At 58.3% G+C, this 21,419-nt stretch carries 19 protein-coding genes; 11 read left to right on the plus strand and 8 right to left on the minus strand.

All coding sequences use genetic code 11. From position 1 onward, the window contains the following. The first annotated feature begins 172 nt into the window (after window positions 1-172). Window positions 173-1,429: a valine--pyruvate transaminase gene (gene avtA / locus CDA56_RS00190; protein ID WP_025106780.1), complete on the plus strand. Its 1,257-nt coding sequence runs from the start codon at window positions 173-175 to the stop codon at window positions 1,427-1,429. A gap of 150 nt (window positions 1,430-1,579) precedes the next feature. Here the strand turns inward: avtA and CDA56_RS00195 are convergent, their stop codons facing one another. Next, the gene (locus CDA56_RS00195; RefSeq protein WP_014227212.1) at window positions 1,580-2,068 is read right to left on the minus strand and encodes a 4Fe-4S dicluster domain-containing protein; all 489 of its coding nucleotides are present in this window, start codon (window positions 2,066-2,068) and stop codon (window positions 1,580-1,582) included. A 118-nt stretch (window positions 2,069-2,186) separates the two neighbouring features. After that, on the minus strand, window positions 2,187-3,005 hold the full coding sequence (yiaJ, locus tag CDA56_RS00200) for an IclR family transcriptional regulator YiaJ (protein WP_014839765.1): 819 nt from the start codon (window positions 3,003-3,005) through the stop codon (window positions 2,187-2,189). A 218-nt stretch (window positions 3,006-3,223) separates the two neighbouring features. Between yiaJ and yiaK the strand changes: the two genes are divergently transcribed. From yiaK to araD, 8 genes are all read left to right on the plus strand, one after another. Continuing rightward, entirely contained in the window at window positions 3,224-4,222 is a 999-nt protein-coding gene (gene yiaK / locus CDA56_RS00205; RefSeq protein WP_103814481.1) for a 3-dehydro-L-gulonate 2-dehydrogenase, read from the plus strand. An 11-nt stretch (window positions 4,223-4,233) separates the two neighbouring features. After that, entirely contained in the window at window positions 4,234-4,698 is a 465-nt protein-coding gene (locus CDA56_RS00210; protein WP_049069631.1) for a YhcH/YjgK/YiaL family protein, read from the plus strand. Between the two features lie 13 nt (window positions 4,699-4,711). Then, window positions 4,712-5,641, plus strand: coding sequence for a DUF4862 family protein (locus tag CDA56_RS00215; protein WP_064357650.1), 930 nt, complete (start codon window positions 4,712-4,714; stop codon window positions 5,639-5,641). A gap of 52 nt (window positions 5,642-5,693) precedes the next feature. Further along, a complete protein-coding gene (locus CDA56_RS00220; protein WP_014839769.1) occupies window positions 5,694-7,013 on the plus strand; it encodes an MFS transporter in 1,320 nt (439 codons plus the stop codon). A 77-nt stretch (window positions 7,014-7,090) separates the two neighbouring features. Next, the gene (locus tag CDA56_RS00225) at window positions 7,091-8,596 is read left to right on the plus strand and encodes an FGGY-family carbohydrate kinase (RefSeq protein WP_032751676.1); all 1,506 of its coding nucleotides are present in this window, start codon (window positions 7,091-7,093) and stop codon (window positions 8,594-8,596) included. Further along, window positions 8,593-9,255 carry a 3-keto-L-gulonate-6-phosphate decarboxylase UlaD gene (ulaD, locus tag CDA56_RS00230; RefSeq protein ID WP_049082792.1) on the plus strand — a complete coding sequence of 221 codons (663 nt, stop codon included), beginning with the start codon at window positions 8,593-8,595 and terminating at the stop codon, window positions 9,253-9,255. Before CDA56_RS00225 ends, ulaD begins: the two co-directional genes overlap by 4 nt. Further along, window positions 9,248-10,108, plus strand: coding sequence for an L-ribulose-5-phosphate 3-epimerase (locus CDA56_RS00235; RefSeq protein WP_009653713.1), 861 nt, complete (start codon window positions 9,248-9,250; stop codon window positions 10,106-10,108). Before ulaD ends, CDA56_RS00235 begins: the two co-directional genes overlap by 8 nt. After that, on the plus strand, window positions 10,102-10,800 hold the full coding sequence (gene araD / locus CDA56_RS00240; protein ID WP_103814479.1) for an L-ribulose-5-phosphate 4-epimerase: 699 nt from the start codon (window positions 10,102-10,104) through the stop codon (window positions 10,798-10,800). The genes CDA56_RS00235 and araD overlap by 7 nt, the downstream gene beginning before the upstream one ends. A gap of 436 nt (window positions 10,801-11,236) precedes the next feature. On the opposite strand, the gene CDA56_RS00245 is transcribed toward araD, so the two are convergent. Further along, the gene (locus CDA56_RS00245) at window positions 11,237-12,052 is read right to left on the minus strand and encodes a helix-turn-helix domain-containing protein (RefSeq protein ID WP_103814484.1); all 816 of its coding nucleotides are present in this window, start codon (window positions 12,050-12,052) and stop codon (window positions 11,237-11,239) included. Between the two features lie 252 nt (window positions 12,053-12,304). On the opposite strand from CDA56_RS00245, the gene CDA56_RS00250 reads away from it, so the two are divergent. Together CDA56_RS00250 and CDA56_RS00255 are read left to right on the plus strand one after the other, a co-directional pair. Next, complete coding sequence (locus CDA56_RS00250) at window positions 12,305-13,705, plus strand: MFS transporter (RefSeq protein ID WP_103814477.1); 1,401 nt, start codon at window positions 12,305-12,307, stop codon at window positions 13,703-13,705. 10 nt (window positions 13,706-13,715) lie between these two features. Next, on the plus strand, window positions 13,716-15,677 hold the full coding sequence (locus tag CDA56_RS00255; protein WP_103814475.1) for a glycoside hydrolase family 127 protein: 1,962 nt from the start codon (window positions 13,716-13,718) through the stop codon (window positions 15,675-15,677). 107 nt (window positions 15,678-15,784) lie between these two features. Here CDA56_RS00255 and selB read toward each other — a convergent pair whose 3' ends face one another. From selB to CDA56_RS00280, 5 genes are all read right to left on the minus strand, one after another. Continuing rightward, complete coding sequence (gene selB / locus CDA56_RS00260) at window positions 15,785-17,626, minus strand: selenocysteine-specific translation elongation factor (RefSeq protein WP_049082797.1); 1,842 nt, start codon at window positions 17,624-17,626, stop codon at window positions 15,785-15,787. Then, window positions 17,623-19,011: an L-seryl-tRNA(Sec) selenium transferase gene (gene selA, locus CDA56_RS00265; protein WP_049082798.1), complete on the minus strand. Its 1,389-nt coding sequence runs from the start codon at window positions 19,009-19,011 to the stop codon at window positions 17,623-17,625. The genes selB and selA overlap by 4 nt, the downstream gene beginning before the upstream one ends. 95 nt (window positions 19,012-19,106) lie before the next feature. Continuing rightward, window positions 19,107-19,715, minus strand: a complete 609-nt coding sequence (locus CDA56_RS00270) for a glutathione S-transferase (protein WP_103814473.1) — start codon at window positions 19,713-19,715, stop codon at window positions 19,107-19,109. Between the two features lie 91 nt (window positions 19,716-19,806). Continuing rightward, a complete protein-coding gene (locus tag CDA56_RS00275; RefSeq protein ID WP_004855442.1) occupies window positions 19,807-20,943 on the minus strand; it encodes an HlyD family secretion protein in 1,137 nt (378 codons plus the stop codon). A 3-nt stretch (window positions 20,944-20,946) separates the two neighbouring features. Then, entirely contained in the window at window positions 20,947-21,318 is a 372-nt protein-coding gene (locus CDA56_RS00280; protein ID WP_103814471.1) for a DUF3302 domain-containing protein, read from the minus strand. Window positions 21,319-21,419 lie beyond the last annotated feature (101 nt).

The following is a 21,419-nucleotide window of genomic DNA, read 5'->3' on the forward strand; positions in this document are numbered from 1 at the left end:
TTCTGACCCAAGGCTCCCCTGACACTCGGGGGAGCTGCTTCAGAACAAAAATCCAAAATATCTTCCTTTAGCAGCATAAAAACAAAATATCTCACTGATACCTCGATTTGCACCCTGTCTGCGCTGGCGTTATGGTTACCCACTTTCCTGGAATACCGACAGACTAATCGCGATGACATTTTCACTTTTTGGCGACAAATTTACCCGTCATTCGGGCATCACCCGCTTGATGGAAGACCTCAATGACGGCCTGCGTACCCCGGGCGCCATCATGCTGGGCGGCGGCAATCCCGCGCAGATTCCGGAAATGAATGATTACTTCCATAGCCTGCTGGCCGACATGCTGAACAGCGGCAAAGCCCTTGATGCGCTTTGTAATTATGACGGTCCGCAGGGTAAAAGCGAGCTGCTGGCCCTGCTGGCGCAGATGCTGCGTGATGAACTGGGTTGGGAGATCGAACCACAGAATATTGCACTGACAAACGGCAGTCAGAGCGCGTTTTTCTACTTGTTTAACCTCTTCGCAGGCCGTCGCGCGGATGGAACCACCCGTAAAGTGCTGTTTCCGTTGACGCCCGAGTACATCGGCTACGCCGATGCCGGCCTCGAAGAAGATCTGTTTGTCGCCACCCGCCCGAACATTGAACTACTGCCGGAAGGCCAGTTTAAATACCACGTGGATTTCGAACATTTGCAGGTCACGGACGAGACGGGAATGATCTGCGTTTCCCGCCCCACCAACCCAACGGGCAACGTGATCACCGACGATGAGCTGATCAAGCTGGATGCGCTGGCCAACCAGCACGGCATCCCGTTGGTGATTGATAACGCCTACGGCGTTCCGTTCCCGGGAATTATTTTCAGCGACGCCAGGCCGCTGTGGAATCCGAATATCGTGCTGTGCATGAGCCTCTCCAAGCTGGGTCTGCCGGGTAGCCGCTGCGGGATTATCATCGCTAACGAAAAAATCATCACCGCCATCAGCAATATGAACGGCATTATCAGCCTCGCCCCCGGCGGAATGGGGCCGGCCATGATGTGCGAGATGATTAAACGCAACGATCTTCTGCGCCTGTCGGAAACGGTGATTAAGCCGTTCTACTACCAGCGCGTTCAGGAGACTATTGCCATTATTCGCCGCTATTTGCCGGAAGATCGCTGCCTGATTCATAAACCGGAAGGCGCGATTTTTCTCTGGCTATGGTTTAAGGATCTGCCGATTTCTACCGAGCTGCTGTACCAGCGCCTGAAAAAGCGCGGCGTCCTGATGGTGCCGGGCGACTATTTCTTCCCTGGCCTGGATAAGCCATGGCCGCACACGCACCAGTGCATGCGCATGAACTATGTACCGGACCCGGAGAAGATTGAAGCAGGCGTGAAGATTCTCGCCGAAGAAGTTGAACGCGCATGGGGTGAACAGGGCGCGTAAACGAGCGCCAGGATCCTGAATAATCCAGATATATTCCCGGCTCGCGCTGCGCTCAGCCGGGCTACAGGCTTCCAGCGTTCTGCGGACAGACAGCCCGGACAAGGCGCGCCAGCGCCGCCTCCGGGAACACGCCGTAAGAAGGCATCATCGCTACATCGCCAGCGCCATCCGCTGGCGACGTTCAGCGGCTATTCTCTCCAGTTCCATCGGTTCCATGCAGCGCAGCGCCTGCGTCGGGCATGCCGCCACGCAGGCCGGGCCTTCTTCCCGATGGCTGCACAAATCGCACTTCAGCGCCTGTACGCCCTCCTCCACCCGCATCACCGTCATCGCGCCATAGGGGCACGCCACCATGCAGCTTTTGCAGCCGATGCAGCGGCGCTGATCCACGCGCCAGACCGAATTTTCCCGGCGGATAGCGCCCTCGGGGCAGACGTTGGCGCAGGGCGCATCTTCACACTGGCGGCAAAGCGTCGCCGTCGAGAGTTCGTCATTTTTCACCACGCGGATCCGCGGCGCAAAGCGCATGGCGGAAACGCCAGAACAGTCCTGGTCCCGCTGATGGGATACCACGCAGGCGACTTCACAGGTACGGCAGCCGATGCACTTTTGCGCATCCGCGATAATAAACCGGTTCATCCTTGCTCCACTGGGGATAAAAACGCAGAGTGCCAGAAAAAACCGCTTCCGCGCCTTGATCCTGAATGGAGTCAGCGGCGTTTTCTCTCAGATGCCCGGGACAATTTGGTCATCTGCCTTACCCTTCCCGCACGGAAAAGCCCAGTTCGCGGGAAATCGCCTCTGCCGTATCGCGCAGCGGCTTGAGTAAATTCTTCTCTCCTACCTGCTTGAGGCGCGATGTTGATAAGGAGATAGAAATGGCATAAGGCACGCGTCCATGAATATCGAAAACCGGGACCGCCAGGCAGGACACGCCCAACTCGTTCTCTTCCCTGTCCATCGCCATATTACGCTCGCGGATCTGCGCCAGCTCATCATGCATCGCAGGTAAGCCGGTAATGGTATTCCGGGTCAGCGGCTGAATAATATCCTGGTGTGAATTCCAGTAGCTCTCAACGTAGTCAGGATGGCCAAACGCCATATAAATCTTGCCCATTGCCGAGCAGTACAGCGGCATATGCTGGCCAATATAGGCGCGCGTACGCAGCATGCCGGTGGTCGGCTCCAGCTTATAAATCAGGATAGCGTGGTCATCTTCACGGCTGGAGAAGTTCACCGTCTCGCCGGTGGCCAGGTTGAGCGCCTCAAGATGCGGCGCCGCGACGTGGATGATGTTGAGCGACGACAAAGCCTTTTGGCCAACGGCGATAAACTTTGTCGTCAGACGATAGCTCCCCGCCGCCGGGGCTGGCGTCACGTAGCCGCAGGATTGCAGCCCCTGCAATAAGCGATGAACGGTGCTTTTGTTCAGGCCCGCCAGTTCCGACAGATGCGCCAGCGGGCATCCGTTTGGGTAATTACTCAGGATCTCAATCAGCATCAACCCACGAAAAAGGCTCTGGCTTCCGGCAGGCCTCTCTTTGTCTTGCGTTACATCGCTCTCTTTTGTGCCCATCGTTTCCGCTCCCCGTTTTTGTCGCGTTCAGATGGTAGCGCAAAGTGTGTTTCAGTTCACGATCTGAACCGAAAAAACACAACTTTATGATTTTTATGATTTTTAAAAATAACTCTGCCCGTTGATCTGATAAAAATTGATCGCTATATTTGAAATCAGATTTCGCATAGTGAAATTTAGAGATAAAAAAGCGATCAACTATGACCAGGGAAACAGGAATGAAAGTAACGTTTGAGCAGTTAAAAGAGGCATTCAATCGAGTACTGCTGGCGCGGGGTATCGCCGCAGAAACCGCCGATGCCTGCGCAGAAATGTTTGCCCGCACCACCGAATCCGGCGTCTATTCTCACGGCGTGAACCGCTTTCCTCGCTTCATCCAGCAGCTGGACAACGGCGACATCATCCCCGAGGCTAAACCGCAGCGGGTGACCAGCCTCGGCGCCATCGAGCAGTGGGATGCCCAGCGCTCCATCGGCAACCTGACGGCGAAAAAGATGATGGACCGGGTCATCGAACTGGCTTCCGATCACGGTATCGGCCTGGTGGCGTTACGTAACGCCAACCACTGGATGCGCGGCGGCAGCTATGGCTGGCAGGCGGCGGAAAAAGGCTACATCGGCATCTGCTGGACCAACTCTATCGCCGTTATGCCGCCGTGGGGCGCTAAGGAGTGCCGTATCGGCACCAATCCGCTGATCGTCGCCATTCCGTCGACGCCGATCACCATGGTGGATATGTCGATGTCGATGTTCTCCTACGGCATGCTGGAAGTTAACCGCCTTGCCGGCCGCGAGCTGCCCGTGGACGGCGGATTCGACGATGAAGGTCATTTGACCAAAGAACCGGGGGTTATCGAGAAAAACCGCCGTATTTTGCCGATGGGCTACTGGAAAGGTTCCGGCCTGTCGATCGTGCTGGATATGATTGCCACCCTGCTTTCCAACGGCTCTTCCGTTGCCGAAGTGACTCAGGAAAACAGCGATGAATATGGCGTTTCGCAGATCTTCATCGCCATAGAAGTGGATAAGCTGATCGATGGCGCAACCCGCGACGCCAAACTGCAGCGAATTATGGATTTCATCACCACCGCCGAACGCGCCGATGAAAATGTGGCGGTCCGCCTGCCCGGCCATGAATTTACCCGACTGCTGGATGAAAACCGCCGCAACGGTATTACCGTCGATGACAGCGTATGGGCCAAAATTCAGGCGCTGTAAGGAGCTCACCCATGATTTTTGGCCATATTGCTCAACCGAATCCGTGTCGTCTGCCCGCGGCCATTGAACAGGCGCTTGATTTCCTGCGCACGACGGATTTTCACGCGCTGGAACCCGGCGTCGTGGAAATCGACGGCAAGAACATCTTCGCGCAGGTTATTGACTTAACCACCCGCGATGCCGCTGACAATCGTCCGGAGGTTCACCGTCGCTATCTGGATATCCAGTTTCTGGCGTGGGGTGAAGAAAAAATCGGTATCGCCATTGATACCGGCAATAATCAAATCAGCGAATCGTTGTTAGAACAGCGCGATATTATTTTCTATCACGACAGCCAACATGAATCGTTCTTTGAAATGACGCCAGGCAACTATGCGATATTTTTCCCGCAAGATGTACATCGTCCTGGATGTAATAAAACTGTAGCCACCCCGATCCGCAAAATAGTCGTTAAGGTCGCTATCTCAGTTTTATAATAAGGAGCACAAAATGAATTCGAATAATACCGGTTACATTATCGGTGCGTACCCCTGTGCACCCTCATTTCACCAAAAGAGTGAAGAGGAAGAGACGGAATTCTGGCGGCAGCTCTCCGACACCCCGGATATTCGCGGGCTGGAGCAACCCTGCCTTGAACATCTTCATCCGCTCGGCGACGAGTGGTTATTGCGCCATACCCCGGGACACTGGCAGATTGTCGTTACCGCCATCATGGAAACCATGCGCCGCCGCGGTGAAAACGGCGGCTTTGGGCTGGCATCCAGCGACGAAGAGCAGCGCAAAGCCTGCGTGGAGTACTATCGTCACCTGCAGCAGAAGATCGCTAAAATCAATGGTAAGACCGCCGGAAAGGTCATTGCCCTTGAGCTTCACGCCGCCCCGCTGGCGGGCAATGCCAACGTGGATCAGGCTACCGATGCCTTTGCCCGTTCATTAAAAGAGATTACCCGCTGGGACTGGTCCTGCGAGCTGGTGCTGGAGCACTGCGACGCGATGACCGGCACCGCGCCGCGCAAAGGATTTTTGCCGTTAGAAAACGTGCTGGAAGCCATTGCCGACTACGACATCAGCATCTGTATCAACTGGGCGCGCTCTGCCATTGAAGGGCGGAATACCGTTCTACCGCTCACCCATACGCAGCAGGCAAAACGGGCAGGGAAGCTCGGCGCGCTGATGTTTTCCGGCACGACGCAAACCGGCGAGTACGGCGAATGGCAGGATTTACACGCGCCGTTCGCGCCTTTCTGCCCGCAGAGCCTGATGACCACCGACCACGCTCGTGAATTATTTGCCTGCGCAGGAGACGATCCCCTGCAATTCTCAGGTATCAAATTACTGGAAATCACTGCCAGCGCAAACGTTGACCATCGCATCGCGATATTACGCGACGGCATCTCAGCGCTAAAACAAGCACAATAATAATAGCCACCTTCATCGCCAGAATATTTTTTAATATTACGAGACTATAAAGATGAATATAACCTCTAACTCTACACCCAAAGATATACCGCGCCAGCGCTGGTTAAGAATTATTCCCCCAATACTGATCACCTGTATTATTTCTTATATGGACCGGGTCAATATTGCCTTTGCCATGCCCGGCGGCATGGATGCCGACTTAGGTATTTCCGCCACCATGGCGGGGCTGGCGGGCGGTATTTTCTTTATCGGTTATCTATTTTTACAGGTTCCCGGCGGGAAAATTGCCGTTCACGGCAGCGGTAAGAAATTTATCGGCTGGTCGCTGGTCGCCTGGGCGGTTATCTCCGTGCTGACGGGGTTAATTACCAATCAGTACCAGCTTCTGGCCCTGCGCTTCTTACTAGGCGTGGCGGAAGGCGGCATGCTGCCGGTCGTTCTCACCATGATCAGTAACTGGTTCCCTGATGCGGAACGCGGTCGCGCCAACGCGATTGTCATTATGTTCGTGCCGATTGCCGGGATTATCACCGCCCCGCTCTCAGGCTGGATTATCACGGTTCTCGACTGGCGCTGGCTGTTTATTATCGAAGGTTTGCTCTCGCTGGTTGTTTTGGTTCTGTGGACCTACACCATCTATGACCGGCCGCAGGAAGCGCGCTGGATCTCTAAAGCAGAGCAGAACTATCTGGTCGAGACGCTGGCCGCAGAGCAACGGGCCATTGCCGGCACCGAGGTGAAAAACGCCTCTCTGAGCGCCGTTCTCTCCGACAAAACCATGTGGCAGCTTATCGCCCTGAACTTCTTCTACCAGACCGGCATTTACGGCTACACCCTGTGGCTGCCCACCATTCTGAAAGAATTAACCCACAGCAGCATGGGGCAGGTCGGGATGCTCGCCATTCTGCCGTACGTCGGCGCCATTGCCGGGATGTTCCTGTTCTCTTCTCTTTCAGACCGAACCGGTAAACGCAAGCTGTTCGTCTGCCTGCCGCTGATTGGCTTCGCTCTGTGCATGTTCCTGTCGGTGGCGCTGAAAAATCAAATATGGCTCTCCTATGCCGCGCTGGTCGGCTGCGGATTCTTCCTGCAATCGGCGGCTGGCGTGTTCTGGACCATCCCGGCACGTCTGTTCAGCGCTGAAATGGCGGGCGGCGCGCGCGGGGTTATCAACGCGCTTGGCAACCTCGGCGGATTTTGTGGCCCTTATGCGGTCGGGGTTCTGATCACGCTGTACAGCAAAGACGCCGGCGTTTATTGCCTGGCGATCTCCCTGGCGCTGGCCGCGCTGATGGCGCTACTGCTGCCGGCGAAATGCGATGCCGGTGCTGCGCCGGTAAAGACGATAAACCCACATAAACGCACTGCGTAAAATCGAGCCCGGCGGCGCTGCGCCTGCCGGGTCTGCGAAATATGCCGGGTCCTCCCGGCAAGAATGAGATGCGAAAGATGAGCAAGAAACAGGCCTTCTGGCTGGGTATTGATTGTGGCGGCACGTATCTGAAAGCCGGTTTATATGATGCCGAAGGTCATGAACATGGCATTGTGCGGCAAGCGCTACAGACGATGTCGCCCCTGCCGGGTTACGCCGAACGCGACATGCATCAGCTCTGGCAACACTGCGCGGCAACCATTGCCGGACTATTACAACGGGCAGGGGTATCCGGTGAACAGATTAAAGGCGTGGGCATCTCCGCTCAGGGTAAGGGCCTCTTCCTCCTCGATAAGCAGGATCGGCCGCTGGGTAACGCCATCCTCTCCTCCGATCGTCGGGCGCTGAATATCGTTCAGCGCTGGCAGCGGGACCGTATTCCCGAACGGCTCTATCCCGTTACCCGCCAGACGCTATGGACCGGGCATCCGGCTTCTCTGCTGCGCTGGGTCAAAGAGAATGACCCCCAGCGCTACGCGCAAATTGGCTGCGTGATGATGGGGCATGACTATCTGCGCTGGTGCTTAACCGGCGTGAAAGGCTGCGAGGAGAGCAACATCTCCGAGTCCAACCTCTACAACATGTCCACGGGCCAGTACGACCCGTGTCTGACCCAATGGCTGGGGATCGGCGAAGTGGATAGCGCGCTGCCCCCCGTTGTAGGGTCAGCCGAAATATGCGGGGAGATCACCGCTCAGGCAGCCGCTTTAACCGGTCTGGCGGCGGGTACTCCCGTCGTTGGCGGCCTGTTTGACGTGGTCTCCACCGCCCTTTGCGCCGGGATTGAGGATGAGTCGACCCTCAATGCGGTGATGGGGACCTGGGCCGTCACCAGCGGTATCGCTCACGGTCTGCGCGAACATGAGGCCCACCCTTACGTCTATGGCCGCTACGTCAATGACGGCCAGTATATCGTTCACGAAGCCAGCCCGACCTCATCCGGCAACCTCGAGTGGTTTACCGCCCAGTGGGGCGATCTCTCGTTTGATGAGATCAATCAGGCCGTAGCCAGTTTGCCGAAAGCCGGGAGCGAGCTGTTTTTTCTGCCGTTTCTCTACGGCAGCAACGCCGGGCTGGAGATGACCTGCGGCTTTTACGGCATGCAGGCGCTGCATACCCGCGCGCACCTGCTGCAGGCGGTTTATGAAGGCGTGGTATTCAGCCATATGACCCATCTCAACCGTATGCGCGAACGCTTTACAAGCGTTCAGGCCCTGCGCGTCACCGGCGGCCCGGCGCACTCCGACGTCTGGATGCAAATGCTGGCGGACGTCAGCGGCTTACGCGTTGAACTGCCGCAGGTGGAAGAGACCGGCTGCTTTGGCGCTGCCCTCGCGGCGCGCGTCGGCACCGACGTATACCGCAGCTTTAGCGAAGCCCGGCGCGCCCGGCAGCACCCGGTACGCACGCTGCTGCCCGATATGACCGCCCACGCGCGCTATCAGCGCAAATACCGCCACTACCAGGATTTGATTGAGGCACTACAGGGCTATCACGCCCGTATTAAGGAGCACGCATTATGAGCCGACCATTACTGCAGCTGGCGCTGGACCACACCAGCCTTCAGGCTGCGCAGCGCGATGTCGCCCTGCTACAGGATCACGTTGATATCGTGGAGGCGGGGACCATCCTCTGTTTGACCGAGGGGCTTAACGCAGTTACAGCCCTGCGCACCCAGTGTCCGCAGAAGATCATCGTCGCCGACTGGAAAGTCGCCGACGCCGGTGAAACCCTGGCGCAGCAGGCCTTTGGCGCTGGCGCCAACTGGATGACCATCATCTGCGCCGCGCCGCTCGCCACGGTCGAGAAAGGCCACGCCGTGGCCCAGGCCTGCGGCGGTGAAATTCAGATGGAGCTGTTCGGCAACTGGACGCTGGATGACGCCCGCGCCTGGTACCGTACCGGCGTCCATCAGGCGATTTACCATCGCGGACGCGATGCCCAGGCCAGCGGGCAGCAGTGGGGGGAGGCGGATCTGGCGCGCATGAAAGCGCTCTCCGACATTGGCCTTGAGCTATCGATCACCGGCGGGATTACCCCGGCCGATCTGCCGCTGTTCAAGGATATCAACGTCAAAGCGTTTATTGCCGGGCGCGCGCTGGCAGGCGCTGCCCATCCGGCACGGGTTGCCGCCGAATTCCACGCGCAAATCGACGCTATCTGGGGAGAACAGCATGCGTAACCACCCGTTAGGTATTTATGAAAAAGCGCTGGCGAAGGATCTCAGCTGGCCTGAACGGCTGGTGCTGGCCAAAAGCTGCGGTTTTGATTTTGTCGAAATGTCGGTGGACGAGACCGACGAACGCCTTTCGCGCCTGGAGTGGACATCGGCCCAGCGGGCATCGCTGGTGAGCGCGATGCTGGAAACCGGCGTCGCTATTCCCTCAATGTGCCTGTCCGCCCATCGCCGTTTCCCCTTTGGCAGCCGCGACGAGGCGGTACGCGAGCGGGCGCGGGAGATTATGACTAAAGCCATCCGCCTGGCGCGCGATCTGGGGATTCGTACTATTCAGCTGGCGGGTTACGACGTCTATTACGAAGAGCACGATGAAGGCACCCGGCAGCGTTTTGCCGAAGGGCTGGCCTGGGCGGTAGAACAGGCCGCCGCCGCGCAGGTGATGCTGGCGGTGGAGATCATGGACACCGCCTTTATGAACTCCATCAGCAAATGGAAAAAGTGGGACGAGAGGCTTTCGTCACCGTGGTTTACCGTCTATCCGGACGTCGGCAACCTCAGCGCCTGGGGGAACGACGTCACCGCCGAGCTGAAACTGGGTATCGATCGTATCGCCGCCATCCACCTGAAGGACACGCTGCCCGTGACCGACGATAGCCCGGGCCAGTTCCGCGACGTGCCGTTCGGTGAAGGATGCGTTGATTTTGTCGGCATCTTTAAGACGCTGCATGAGCTGAACTACCGCGGTTCGTTTCTGATTGAGATGTGGACGGAGAAGGCCAGCGAACCGGTGCTGGAGATTATCCAGGCCCGGCGCTGGATTGAATCACGGATGCAGGAAGGAGGTTTCACATGTTAGAGCAACTGAAAGCCGAGGTGCTGGCGGCAAACCTGGCGCTCCCGGCGCACCGGCTGGTCACCTTTACCTGGGGCAACGTCAGCGCGGTGGATGAAATGCGCCGTCTGATGGTCATTAAGCCCTCCGGCGTCGAATATGAGGTGATGACCGCCGACGATATGGTGGTCGTAGAGATCGCCAGCGGTAAGATCGTTGAAGGCGCTAAAAAACCCTCTTCGGATACGCCAACGCATCTGGCGCTTTATCGTCGCTATCCGCAGATCGGCGGGATCGTGCATACCCACTCCCGCCATGCGACGATCTGGTCGCAGGCCGGTCTCGATCTCCCCGCCTGGGGCACCACCCACGCCGACTATTTTTATGGCGCCATCCCCTGCACCCGGCCGATGACCGTTGAGGAGATTAACGGGGAGTATGAGTATCAGACCGGCGAAGTGATTATCAAAACCTTTGAACAGCGCGGTCTGGATCCGGCGCAAATCCCGGCGGTATTAGTCCATTCGCACGGCCCGTTTGCCTGGGGTAAAGATGCGGCCGACGCCGTACATAACGCCGTGGTACTTGAAGAGTGCGCCTATATGGGCCTGTTCTCGCGCCAGCTGGCGCCACAGCTGCCGGATATGCAGTCTGAACTGCTCGATAAACACTATCTGCGTAAACACGGCGCGAATGCCTATTACGGGCAAAACTAACACCGCGGGACTCCCGGATGGCGGCTAACGCCTTATCCGGGCTACGCGTCCCCGGCGGTCTGCGGTCCCGTAGCCCGGGCAGGCGCTTTGCGCCGCCCCCGGGGGAAGCGTGCAGGATGTTGCAGAATTTTCCCGGAGGCGATGCTGCGCATCTGTCCGGGCTACGCGTCCCCGGCGGTCTGCGGTCCCGTAGCCCGGGCAAGGCGCTTTGCGCCGCCCCCGGGGGAAACGTGCAGGATGTTGCAGAATTTTCCCGGAGGCGATGCTGCGCATCTTTCCGGGCTACGCATCCCCGGCGGTCTGCGGTCCCGTAGCCCGGGCAAGGCGCTTTGCGCCGCCCCCGGGGGAAGCGTGCAGGATGTTGCAGAATTTTCCCGGCGGCGATGCTGCGCATCTGTCCGCGCTGCTCGACCCCGGCGGGAAAAACCCATCAACCCTACGCCGAATTAATATGTTCCTTGCAGTAACGACGCTTCCACGCCGCGGGCGTCAGGCTGGTATGCTTACGGAAAATCTTGCGAAAATAGCCGACATCGTTAAATCCGCATTTCATCGCCACCTCGGTGAGCGACAGGGAATCGCTGATAAGCAGCTTTTCCGCCGCCCTCACCCGCTGACGGTGCAGCGCTTCGGTTAAGGTCAGCCGGAAAACATGGCGATAAATCCGCCCCAGATAATCGGCGTTGCAGTGCAGCTCCTGCGCCAGCGTGGATGCGGAAAGGGGCAAATGAAACCGGGTACGAATGATTTGCTGCGCTCTCCACGCCAGCGCGTTGCCGGGGCTGTCGGCGGGCTGTTCGCCCGCTGCCGCCGAAACTTGCTGCAGAATCAGCAGCAGGATCAGCTCCAGCGCCACGCTACGATGAATATTTTCCTGCTCGCGTAAGAATTGGCGGAACAACGAAATAATATACTGCGGCTCGCTGACGCGCGTGTGCTGCGGAATCGACAGCAGCGCCTCAGGCTGCGAAACGTTTTCACCTGAGGTCACTTCAAAATGCAGCCAGTAGAATTTTAAATCTGCCGGAAATTGCCCGATTCCGACGTGTAAACGCCGCGGCCAGAGCAATAAACTTTCCCCGGCATTGACGCTAAAAATCTCGTTGTTTTCGCGGATCGTTAATGTTCCTTTTTCCACAAAGATTATTTCCCAGGAGTGAAGCTGACGAGCCGGATGGCTGCCGATGCCTCGGGAAATAAACAATCCACCATTTTGCACCTTAATCGGAAGTGACATGGACAATTCAAGCATAGACATTCAATATTCCGCTTTTAATAGCACCAATAACCCCTGTTATCTTTGATTATTCACGATAAAACAGCCGCCCGCTGGATCGAAATCACATTTTTACCATCAGGTCGGAATCGTCCTCTTTTTATACTTTTTCCTTCCCTTGTTGCCCTCAACATTTAGTGCAGAATAAATAACGTAATTTGCAAATAACACAATTAAAGCCCGCACTTCAGCGGGATATTATTCGCACATCATCTCCGGGAGTTATTTATGACTTCGGCTCCGATTACCACAACTGATTTGGCACAGCGTGCCCAGGACGACAAATTATCCCTTCGGGAAAAAATAGGCTACGGATTGGGCGACGCGGGCGGGACGGTGATTACCTGCCTGATCATGAACTTTTTAACTTTTTTCTATACCGATGTCTTCGGCCTGACGCCCGCGCTGGTCGGGACCCTGTTTCTGGCCCTGCGCGTTTTCGACGCCGTTTCCGACCCGATTATGGGCGTGCTGGCCGACCGTACCCAGAGCCGCTGGGGACGCTTTCGTCCCTGGCAGCTGTGGATTGCCGTGCCGATCGGCGTTATCGGCGTCCTGACGTTTACCGTGCCCGACGCCAGCATGGGGGTAAAAATCGCCTGGGCGTTCGGCACCTATCTGCTGCTGTCGGTGAGCTACACCGCGATAAACGTCCCCTACTGCGCGCTGATCAACACGATGACCACGCGTCATAGCGAGGTTATCTCGTGCCAGGCATGGCGTTTTGTCCTGTGCGGCGTGGCGGGATTCTTAGTCTCCGTTGGGCTGCCGTGGATGGTAAAATCGCTCGGCCAGGGCGATACCGCACAGGGGTATCAGTACGGCGTCGGCGTACTCTGCGCCATCGCGGTGGCGATGTTCCTGTGCTGCTTCTTCTGGGTTCGCGAACGCGTCTCGCTGGATGTCATGGGGAAATTTACCCTGCGCGAGCACATCGCCGGGCTGCGTAAAAACGACCAGCTGCTGCTGATGCTGGTGATGTCATTTCTGCTCATCAACGTCTTCAATATCCGCGGCGGCGGCTACATGTACTTCATCACCTACGTGCTGGGCGGCTCCACCGGCTACACCTCGCTATTCTTCACCATGGTAACCTTCGCCTCGATTGCGGGCTCCGTCATCATCAACCTGCTCTCGCGCCGCTTTGATACCGTCAAACTTTACTACTACACCAACCTGGTGCTGGCCGCGCTGGCCGTGGCGATGTGGTTTTTGCCAACCGGGCAGGCGTACCAGACCCTGTGGCTGGTCGTCATCCTCGGCAACGGCATTATTCTCGGCTTTACCCTGCCGCTGCACTTTTCGCTGATGGCCTTCTCCGACGACTACGGCGAATGGAAAACCGGCGTGCGTTCTTCCGGGATGAACTTCGCCTTTAACCTGTTCTTTATCAAGCTGGCGTGGGCCTCCAGCGCCGGCATTATCAGCCTCGTGTTTATCTACGTGGCCTATCAGCCGGGCGTGGAAAACCAAACGGCATCATCACTGGCGGGTATCGCCTCCATGGAGACCCTGCTGCCCGCCCTGTTCCATCTGCTGCTGGCCCTTTCCATTCGCGCCTGCAAGCTCAACAATCCGATGATGGCGCGCATCGCCAGCGATCTGCGTACGCGTCATGTTCAGCCTTAAGGAGTCCGCCATGTCTGTTATGGAAGTCGATCTGCACAAACTGAAAATCAACGACCCGTTCCTCGGCCAGTACCAGCAGCTGGTGCGCGATGTGGTGATCCCTTATCAGTGGGATGCGCTTAACGACCGTATCGAGGAGGCGGACCCGAGCCATGCGATAGAGAACTTCCGCATCGCCGCCGGGCGACAGGAGGGTGAATTCTACGGCATGGTCTTTCAGGACAGCGACGTGGCGAAATGGCTGGAGGCGGTGGCCTGGTCGCTGTGTCAGAAGCCGGACCCCGGGCTGGAAAAAACCGCCGATGAGGTGATTGAACTGGTCGCGGCCGCCCAGTGTGAAGATGGCTATCTGAATACATATTTCACGGTCAAAGCGCCAGAGGAGCGCTGGACCAACCTCGCCGAATGCCACGAACTGTACTGCGCCGGGCACATGATTGAAGCGGGTGTCGCCTTCTTCCAGGCCACAGGCAAACGTCGTCTGCTGGATGTCGTCTGCCGCCTCGCCGACCACATCGATAGCGTGTTTGGCCCCGGAGATAACCAGCTGCACGGCTACCCTGGCCATCCGGAAATCGAGCTGGCGTTAATGCGCCTGTATGACGTCACTCAGGAGCCGCGCTATATCGCGCTGGTGAAGTACTTCGTTGAGGCGCGCGGAACGCAGCCGCATTTTTACGATATCGAATATGAGAAGCGCGGCAAAACCTCCTACTGGAACACCTACGGTCCGGCGTGGATGGTGATGGATAAACCCTACAGCCAGGCGCATCAGCTGATTTCCGAACAACCGGTCGCCATCGGCCACGCGGTGCGTTTCGTCTATCTGATGACCGGCGTTGCCCACCTCGCCCGTTTAAGTCAGGACGAGGGCAAGCGCCGGGATTGCCTGCGCCTGTGGAAAAATATGGCCCGGCGTCAGCTGTATATCACCGGCGGAATCGGTTCGCAGAGCAGCGGGGAGGCCTTCAGCAGCGACTATGACCTGCCAAACGACACGGTCTATGCCGAAAGCTGTGCTTCCATTGGCCTGATGATGTTTGCCCGCCGGATGCTGGAGATGGAAGCCGACAGCCAATATGCCGACGTGATGGAGCGCGCGCTGTATAACACCGTGCTGGGTGGAATGGCGCTCGACGGCAAGCACTTCTTCTACGTCAATCCGCTGGAAGTGCATCCAAAATCCTTAAAATTCAACCATATTTACGATCACGTTAAGCCCGTCCGTCAGCGCTGGTTCGGCTGCGCCTGCTGTCCGCCGAATATCGCACGGGTGCTCACCTCGCTGGGGCACTATATCTACACGCCGCACGACGACGCCCTGTACATCAACCTGTATATCGGCAACAGCGTGGAGATCCCGGTGGGCAATGAGGCGCTACGCCTGCGCATCAGCGGCAACTATCCGTGGCAGGAACAGGTGAAGATAGTCATCGATTCATCTTCACCGGTTAATCATACCCTGGCGCTGCGTCTGCCGGACTGGTGCGATAAGCCGCAGGTCACGCTCAACGGCGCGCCGGTTACGCAGGACGTGCGCAAAGGGTATCTGCACATCAGCCATCTCTGGCAGGAGGGCGACACGCTACAGTTAACCCTGCCGATGCCGGTGCGCCGCATTTACGGTAACCCGCTGGTGCGCCACCAAGCAGGCCAGGTCGCCGTCCAGCGCGGTCCGCTGGTTTATTGCCTGGAGCAGGCGGATAACGGCGAGCAATTGCATAACCTGCAGCTGCCGCGCGATGCCCGGTTTAGCACTGTCGAAGGCAAAGGGATTTTTGCCCGCAAGATACTTCTCCAGGCGCCGGGCTATAAGCAAACGGCGGAAGATGCCGAAAACCAGGCCCTATGGCACTATGACCGCGCGCCGTCCTCCCGTCAGCCGCAAGTATTAACCTTTATTCCGTGGTTTAGCTGGGCCAACCGCGGCGAAGGCGAGATGCGCATCTGGGTGAACGAGACGGAAGCGTAAGTGTGAACATTCCCCGGTGGCGCTGCGCTTACCGGGGCTACAAGGTTTGTGCGTTATCGTAGCCCGGGTAAGGCGTTCACGCCGCGACCCGGGACTACCTGCTTATGCTAAAGGAACAATGCCTTATCGCGCAGAATATGATCGTTGCCGCGACGGCGGGTAAAACCGATGCGGTCGAAATATTCGAGGATCTGAATCGCCAGCTTGCGCCCGACGTTCAGCGTATCGCGGAAATCCGCCGCGCAGGTTGAGCCCCTTTCCAGATCCAGATCGCGGATCATTTTGGCAAACGCCACAATCCGATCGTTGCGATAGTAGCGATCTTTCACGATCGCGGTAATCATCCCCTGCTGCGCCGCCTGGCGTAATACCGCCCGCATTAACGACTCTTCTACGTTGGCTTCCCGCGCCAGATCGCGCACCCACCATGGCTCATCGGCAAACAGCCCGGCAACCCGCTGCCAGATGGCCTGCTGCTCGTCGGTAAAGCCCGCTTTATGCTCCGGCAGATGCAGCCAGCCGTGGTGGCTGTGAACAATGCCGCTTTCGCGCATCTGCTCAATCAACAGCAGCACCAGCGCTTCATCTTCCATCGGCAGCGCAATACGCCGCAGGCGTTCGCGGCCCGGTCCTGGCTCATCGCGATGCTGATCGTGATAGCGCGCCAGGGCATCGAGCAGCTTCCGCTGCCAGCGCGCGGCGAGCGGGGCGCTCAGCAGGCTATTTCCCGCCTGCAGATAGTCAGGGCGGTGAATCAGCGCGTTGAGGCCCTCGCGGCTGAGCTGACGCGCCCAGGCGAAATCATCGAGGCGCACCGCATCGCGCTGAAGGTGAATATCCAGCGCCTGGACGTCATCGCCCTGCGCGGCGGCCAGCGCGTGCAGCCACTGTAAATACTCCGGCTTACGCTTGCCCCGGCGCGGCGGATTGAGGGTCACCACTCGCGCACCGGCCAGCGTCAGGCGCGCGGAAATATCGCGCAGCACCAGACGGTCGTTATCCGCCAGCCGCAGCGGCGTATCGAGAACCAGCTCCGCCAGCGCGCCTTCGAGCAGCGACACGCGGCCGGTAATGTGGCTGGCGGCGTGGTGGATATGCAGCGGCTGCCACTGGCTAAGCGGCGTATGGCACTGCAGTTCAACGATGACCCGCTCAGAGGCTTCCGGCGGCGGTACCGCCAGCAGCCAGTCGCCGCGGTTGAGCTCCTCTTTTTGCGCATCGCCGGCAATATTCAGGGCAATGCGCTGGCCGGCCCAGGCCTGCTCAACCGGCTGATTCTGCGCGTGCAGACCGCGCACGCGCATCGGTTTATCCACGCCGGTCAGCCACAGCGTATCGCCAACGTTGACCTCGCCGGATAACGCGGTCCCGGTAACCACCAGCCCCGCGCCTTTGACGGTAAATGCCCGGTCGATGGCCAGGCGAAAGCGCTGATGCTGCGGGTGCGCACGCGCGGAGAGCTGCAGGAGATGCTCGCGCAGCTCGGCGATGCCCCGTCCTTCCGTCGCCGCGACGGCAAACAGGGTCGCGCCGGTAAAGCCGAACTCCGCCAGCACCGCGTCGATTTCCGCCTCCACCTCCTCAATCCGCGCCGCTTCTACGCGGTCCGCTTTGGTCAGCGCCACGGTTAGCGTTGGCTGCCCGGTAAGCTGGAGGATCGCCAGATGTTCGCGGGTTTGCGCCATCACGCCATCATCGCAGGCCACCACCAGCAGCGCGTGATCGATACCGCCGACGCCGGCCAGCATATTGGACAAAAACTTTTCGTGGCCGGGAACGTCGATAAAACCCAGCACCCGCCCGTCGGGCTGCGGCCAGTAGGCGTAGCCGAGGTCGATAGTCATCCCGCGCGCTTTCTCTTCCGGCAGGCGATCGGCGTTGATACCGGTAATCGCCTGCAGCAGCGTGGTTTTGCCGTGGTCAACGTGTCCGGCGGTGGCAATAATCATCTCAATAACATCTCCATAAACCGGGATTCATCCTCAAGACAGCGCAGGTCCAGCCACAGGCGGCCATCGTAGATCCTGCCAATAACCGGCACGGGCAACTGACGCCAGCGTGCCGCCAGAGCTTCCAGCCGACTGCCGCGCCCATCGCGCGGAGTCAACGTCAACGCCGCGCTGGGCAAGCGGTCCACCGGCAGCGAGCCGCTGCCGATCTGCGACAGGCATGGCTCGACCCGCAGGTCAAAATCAGCATAATGTGCAGCCAGCGCGGCCCGCATGCGCTCGCCCTGCAGGCGGATCTCGTCCGCCTGGCGAGTCAGCAGACGCAGGGTCGGTAGTTCAGCGGCCAGCTTTTCCGGATGCAGATAGAGGCGCAGCGTGGCCTCCAGCGCCGCGAGGGTCATTTTATCCGCCCGCAGGGCGCGCTTAAGCGGATGGCTCTGCAAACGCGCGATCAGCGCTTTTTTACCGACGATAATTCCCGCCTGCGGGCCGCCCAGCAGTTTATCGCCGGAGAAGCTCACCAGGCTGACGCCGGCGGCAATCATCTCCTGCGGCATCGGCTCTTTCGGCAGGCCGTACTGGCTTAAATCCACCAGCGAGCCGCTGCCGAGATCGGCCACCACCGGGATATTGAGTTCGCGGCCAATCTCCGCCAGCGCCGCTTCATCGACCGCTTTAGTAAAGCCCTCAATACTGTAGTTGCTGGTGTGCACCTTCATCAGCAGGCCGGTATTGTCATTCACCGCCTGACGATAATCTTTCGCGTGGGTGCGGTTGGTGGTCCCGACTTCATGCAGAACGCAGCCCGCCTGGCGCATCACGTCGGGAATACGAAACGCGCCGCCGATCTCCACCAGCTCGCCGCGCGACACCACCACCTCACTGCCGCCGGCGGTTGCCGCCAGCATCAGCAGCACCGCCGCCGCGTTATTGTTGACGATACAGGCGTCTTCCGCGCCGGTGATCTGGCAAAGCAGGTCGGCCAGCGCGCGATCGCGGTGGCCGCGTCCGGCATCGTCAAGATCGTATTCCAGCGTCACCGGCGCGCGCATCGCCTGGGTCACCGCCTCAACCGCCGCTTCCGCCTGAATCGCCCGCCCAAGGTTGGTGTGCAGCACGGTACCGGTCAGGTTGAACACCGGGCGCAGCGCGCTCTGCTGTCGCTGCGTCAAACGACGCGAGGTCTCCATTAGCCATGCTTCGCACCAGTCCGGCAGCGCCTGGTTCAGGCGGATGTATTCCCGCGCCTCGTCCAGCATCTGACGCAGCTGCGCCACCGTCTGGGCGTGACCGTATTGCATCAACAGCGGTGAAAATGCGGGGTCGCGGAGTAAACGGTCGATGGCCGGAAGCCGGGTATAAAGCGCACGAATTTCGCTAGTCATGAATGAACCTATTTTCCCCCCTCCCGACGGGAGAGGGAGTCAACAAATGAGCGGCAATTGTAATGCCTCCGCGCAAAAACTGTTACCTGTCTGGGTCAACTCACCGGCGGTTCAGTGCGCGCAAAGCTGGCGCGCTGAAAGAGGGAATCCACCAGGCGCACCAGCTTCGGTCGGGTGGCGCACCAGCCCGGAGCGACACGGCGGAAATTGAGATAAGCAATGGCGCAGGCTGCGGAAATGGTTGCCAGATTAACCTCATCAGGACGTAATGTCCCGTCACTGGCATACCCTTCCAGCGCATCAAGCCCGCGCGCAATTTTTTCACGCTGGCGCAGCAGTTCGCTTTCCGACTGCTGGGCCGCCGGGCGCGTTTTCTCCCGTACCAGCGTTTGCGCAGCCTCCATCACGCCATCAGCCAGCGCTTCAATTTGACGCAATTTCAGCGCAGCCTTCGGCGCCGCAGGCAGCATATCCGGCGCGATGCCGAGCAGCTCCAGATATTGCGCAATAATGGGCGAGTCGTACCAGCATTCACCGTCGTCGGTGGCCAGCGCGGGGACTTTTCCCAGCGGATTGTAGTGCGCCACGCCGTTGGTCTCGTGGTACGGGAATTCGTTGACGAACTCGAAGGGAATCGCTTTTTCCAGCAGTATGACGGAAATTTTGCGCACAAAGGGACTGGTGTAGCTGCCGATCAGTTTCATTGCCTGCTCCTTTCGCCAACAAAGTAGTAAGTATGGCGCAGGCGCAGGCAAATAGCAGAGAGAGAAATCATCTCATGCCGGACCGACCCCGCTAATGGTCCAGATAGAGATAGTGCATCCAGCTGGTCATCCGCAGAAGCACCTTGCGCATCACCGAAACGTGGGTGAAATGATCGGAGTAGACCGCCACCTGGGCGTAAATGCCGTCAGGCAGGGCGTCTACGGCGGCATCGGGCTCCAGCTCAATGGTCGCCAGCACGCCGTCGGTGCCCGGCGTCACCGTCAGCGCCTGCAGCGTGCCCTGCGCCTGGTATGTTCCCCCCGGTACGACTGGCAGGATGCTCACCAGCTTGCCGCGAAAGACCTGTCCCGGCAGCGCGTTGAACACCGCTTCAGCATCGTCGCCCTTCTCCAGCCTGAGCAGCGAATTTTGGCGGAACTGCGCCACAATCAGCCGTTTTTGCTGGGGGATAAAGACCATCACCGGACGCAGCGGCAGCGAGGCGGCATAGGTCCCAGGACGAATTAACACCTGGGTGATATAGCCATCGCTGGGCGCGCGCACGGTCGTCTGATCGAGGTTATATTTCGCCTCCGCCAGCTGCGCGCGCAGGCTTACCACCTGCGACTGTTCGCCGTTTATCATGCTGTCGAGCTGGCTCTGAATTTGCGCCTGCTCCGCCACCGATCCTTTCACCATCGCATCCTGGGCGAGGTAGTTTTGCCGGGCATTATCGATATCGCTTTCCGAAAACGGATTGACCCGCGCCTGGCTTCCTTTCAGGTAGCGCTGATAATCCTTATACAGACGGTCGCGCTCCGCCGAAACGCGCGTGGTGTTGGCCTGAGCCTCAGAAAGCTGGGCTTTAAGGGTATTGATACTGTGCAGCGCGGTAACAAGGTCGGCCTGTAGCCGGTCCACCCGCGCCTGATAACGCACCGGATCGATGGTAAACAGCACCTCGCCCTTTTTAACCCGTTGATTTGCTTTATCCGTGACGCTGCTGACCACCCCGGTAACCTGCGGCGTAATAGGAATAGAAATAACCGCTTTTTGCGCGGTAAAGGTATACGGATGGTTGTAGTTCATTAATAAGATAAGCGCGCTAACAATAAATACGCCGCCCAGCGCCGCGGTGGGAACCGTCCATTTATTTACCGGGATCTTAAATATTTTAAATATCGACCAGGCAATCGCCACATAGGTCAAAATAATCAGCAGATCCATGAGTTATTTCTCCACCGAAGGAGGTTGAGCTGACGGTCTGAGACCGGTTATTTGCTGCTCGAGCGCGATAACCCGCCGGCGCAGTTCGCTGATGTCGTCCCCCTCTTCCGCCGCCTCAGACGGCGTCTCGTCCCGCCGATGCTGCATGCCCCAGCCGCGTTCTGGCCGGTAAAGCGTGGCCCAGATCCATAAAAACGGCCAGATGACGTGCAGCGTAAAAAGGCTCACCCAGCCCGCGACGTGAATCGCATCGGCATGCGGGTGATTACGTTTCTTCGCGATCAGGTAAGGAATATCATGAAGAATGATGATTCCATAAAAAATCACCAGAAATACAAAGATCAGAACGCCGAGCGCAAAATAATTGAGAAACATAATTTCCTCGGATTTACGCTAATTATTTTCAGGATGTGTGCCGGGCCGGATGAAAAAAAGGGCCGACAAAATGAGCATAATTCACCCGTATCATTTTCGCC

The sequence above is a fragment of the Klebsiella michiganensis genome (assembly GCF_002925905.1).
GTDB lineage: Bacteria > Pseudomonadota > Gammaproteobacteria > Enterobacterales > Enterobacteriaceae > Klebsiella > Klebsiella michiganensis.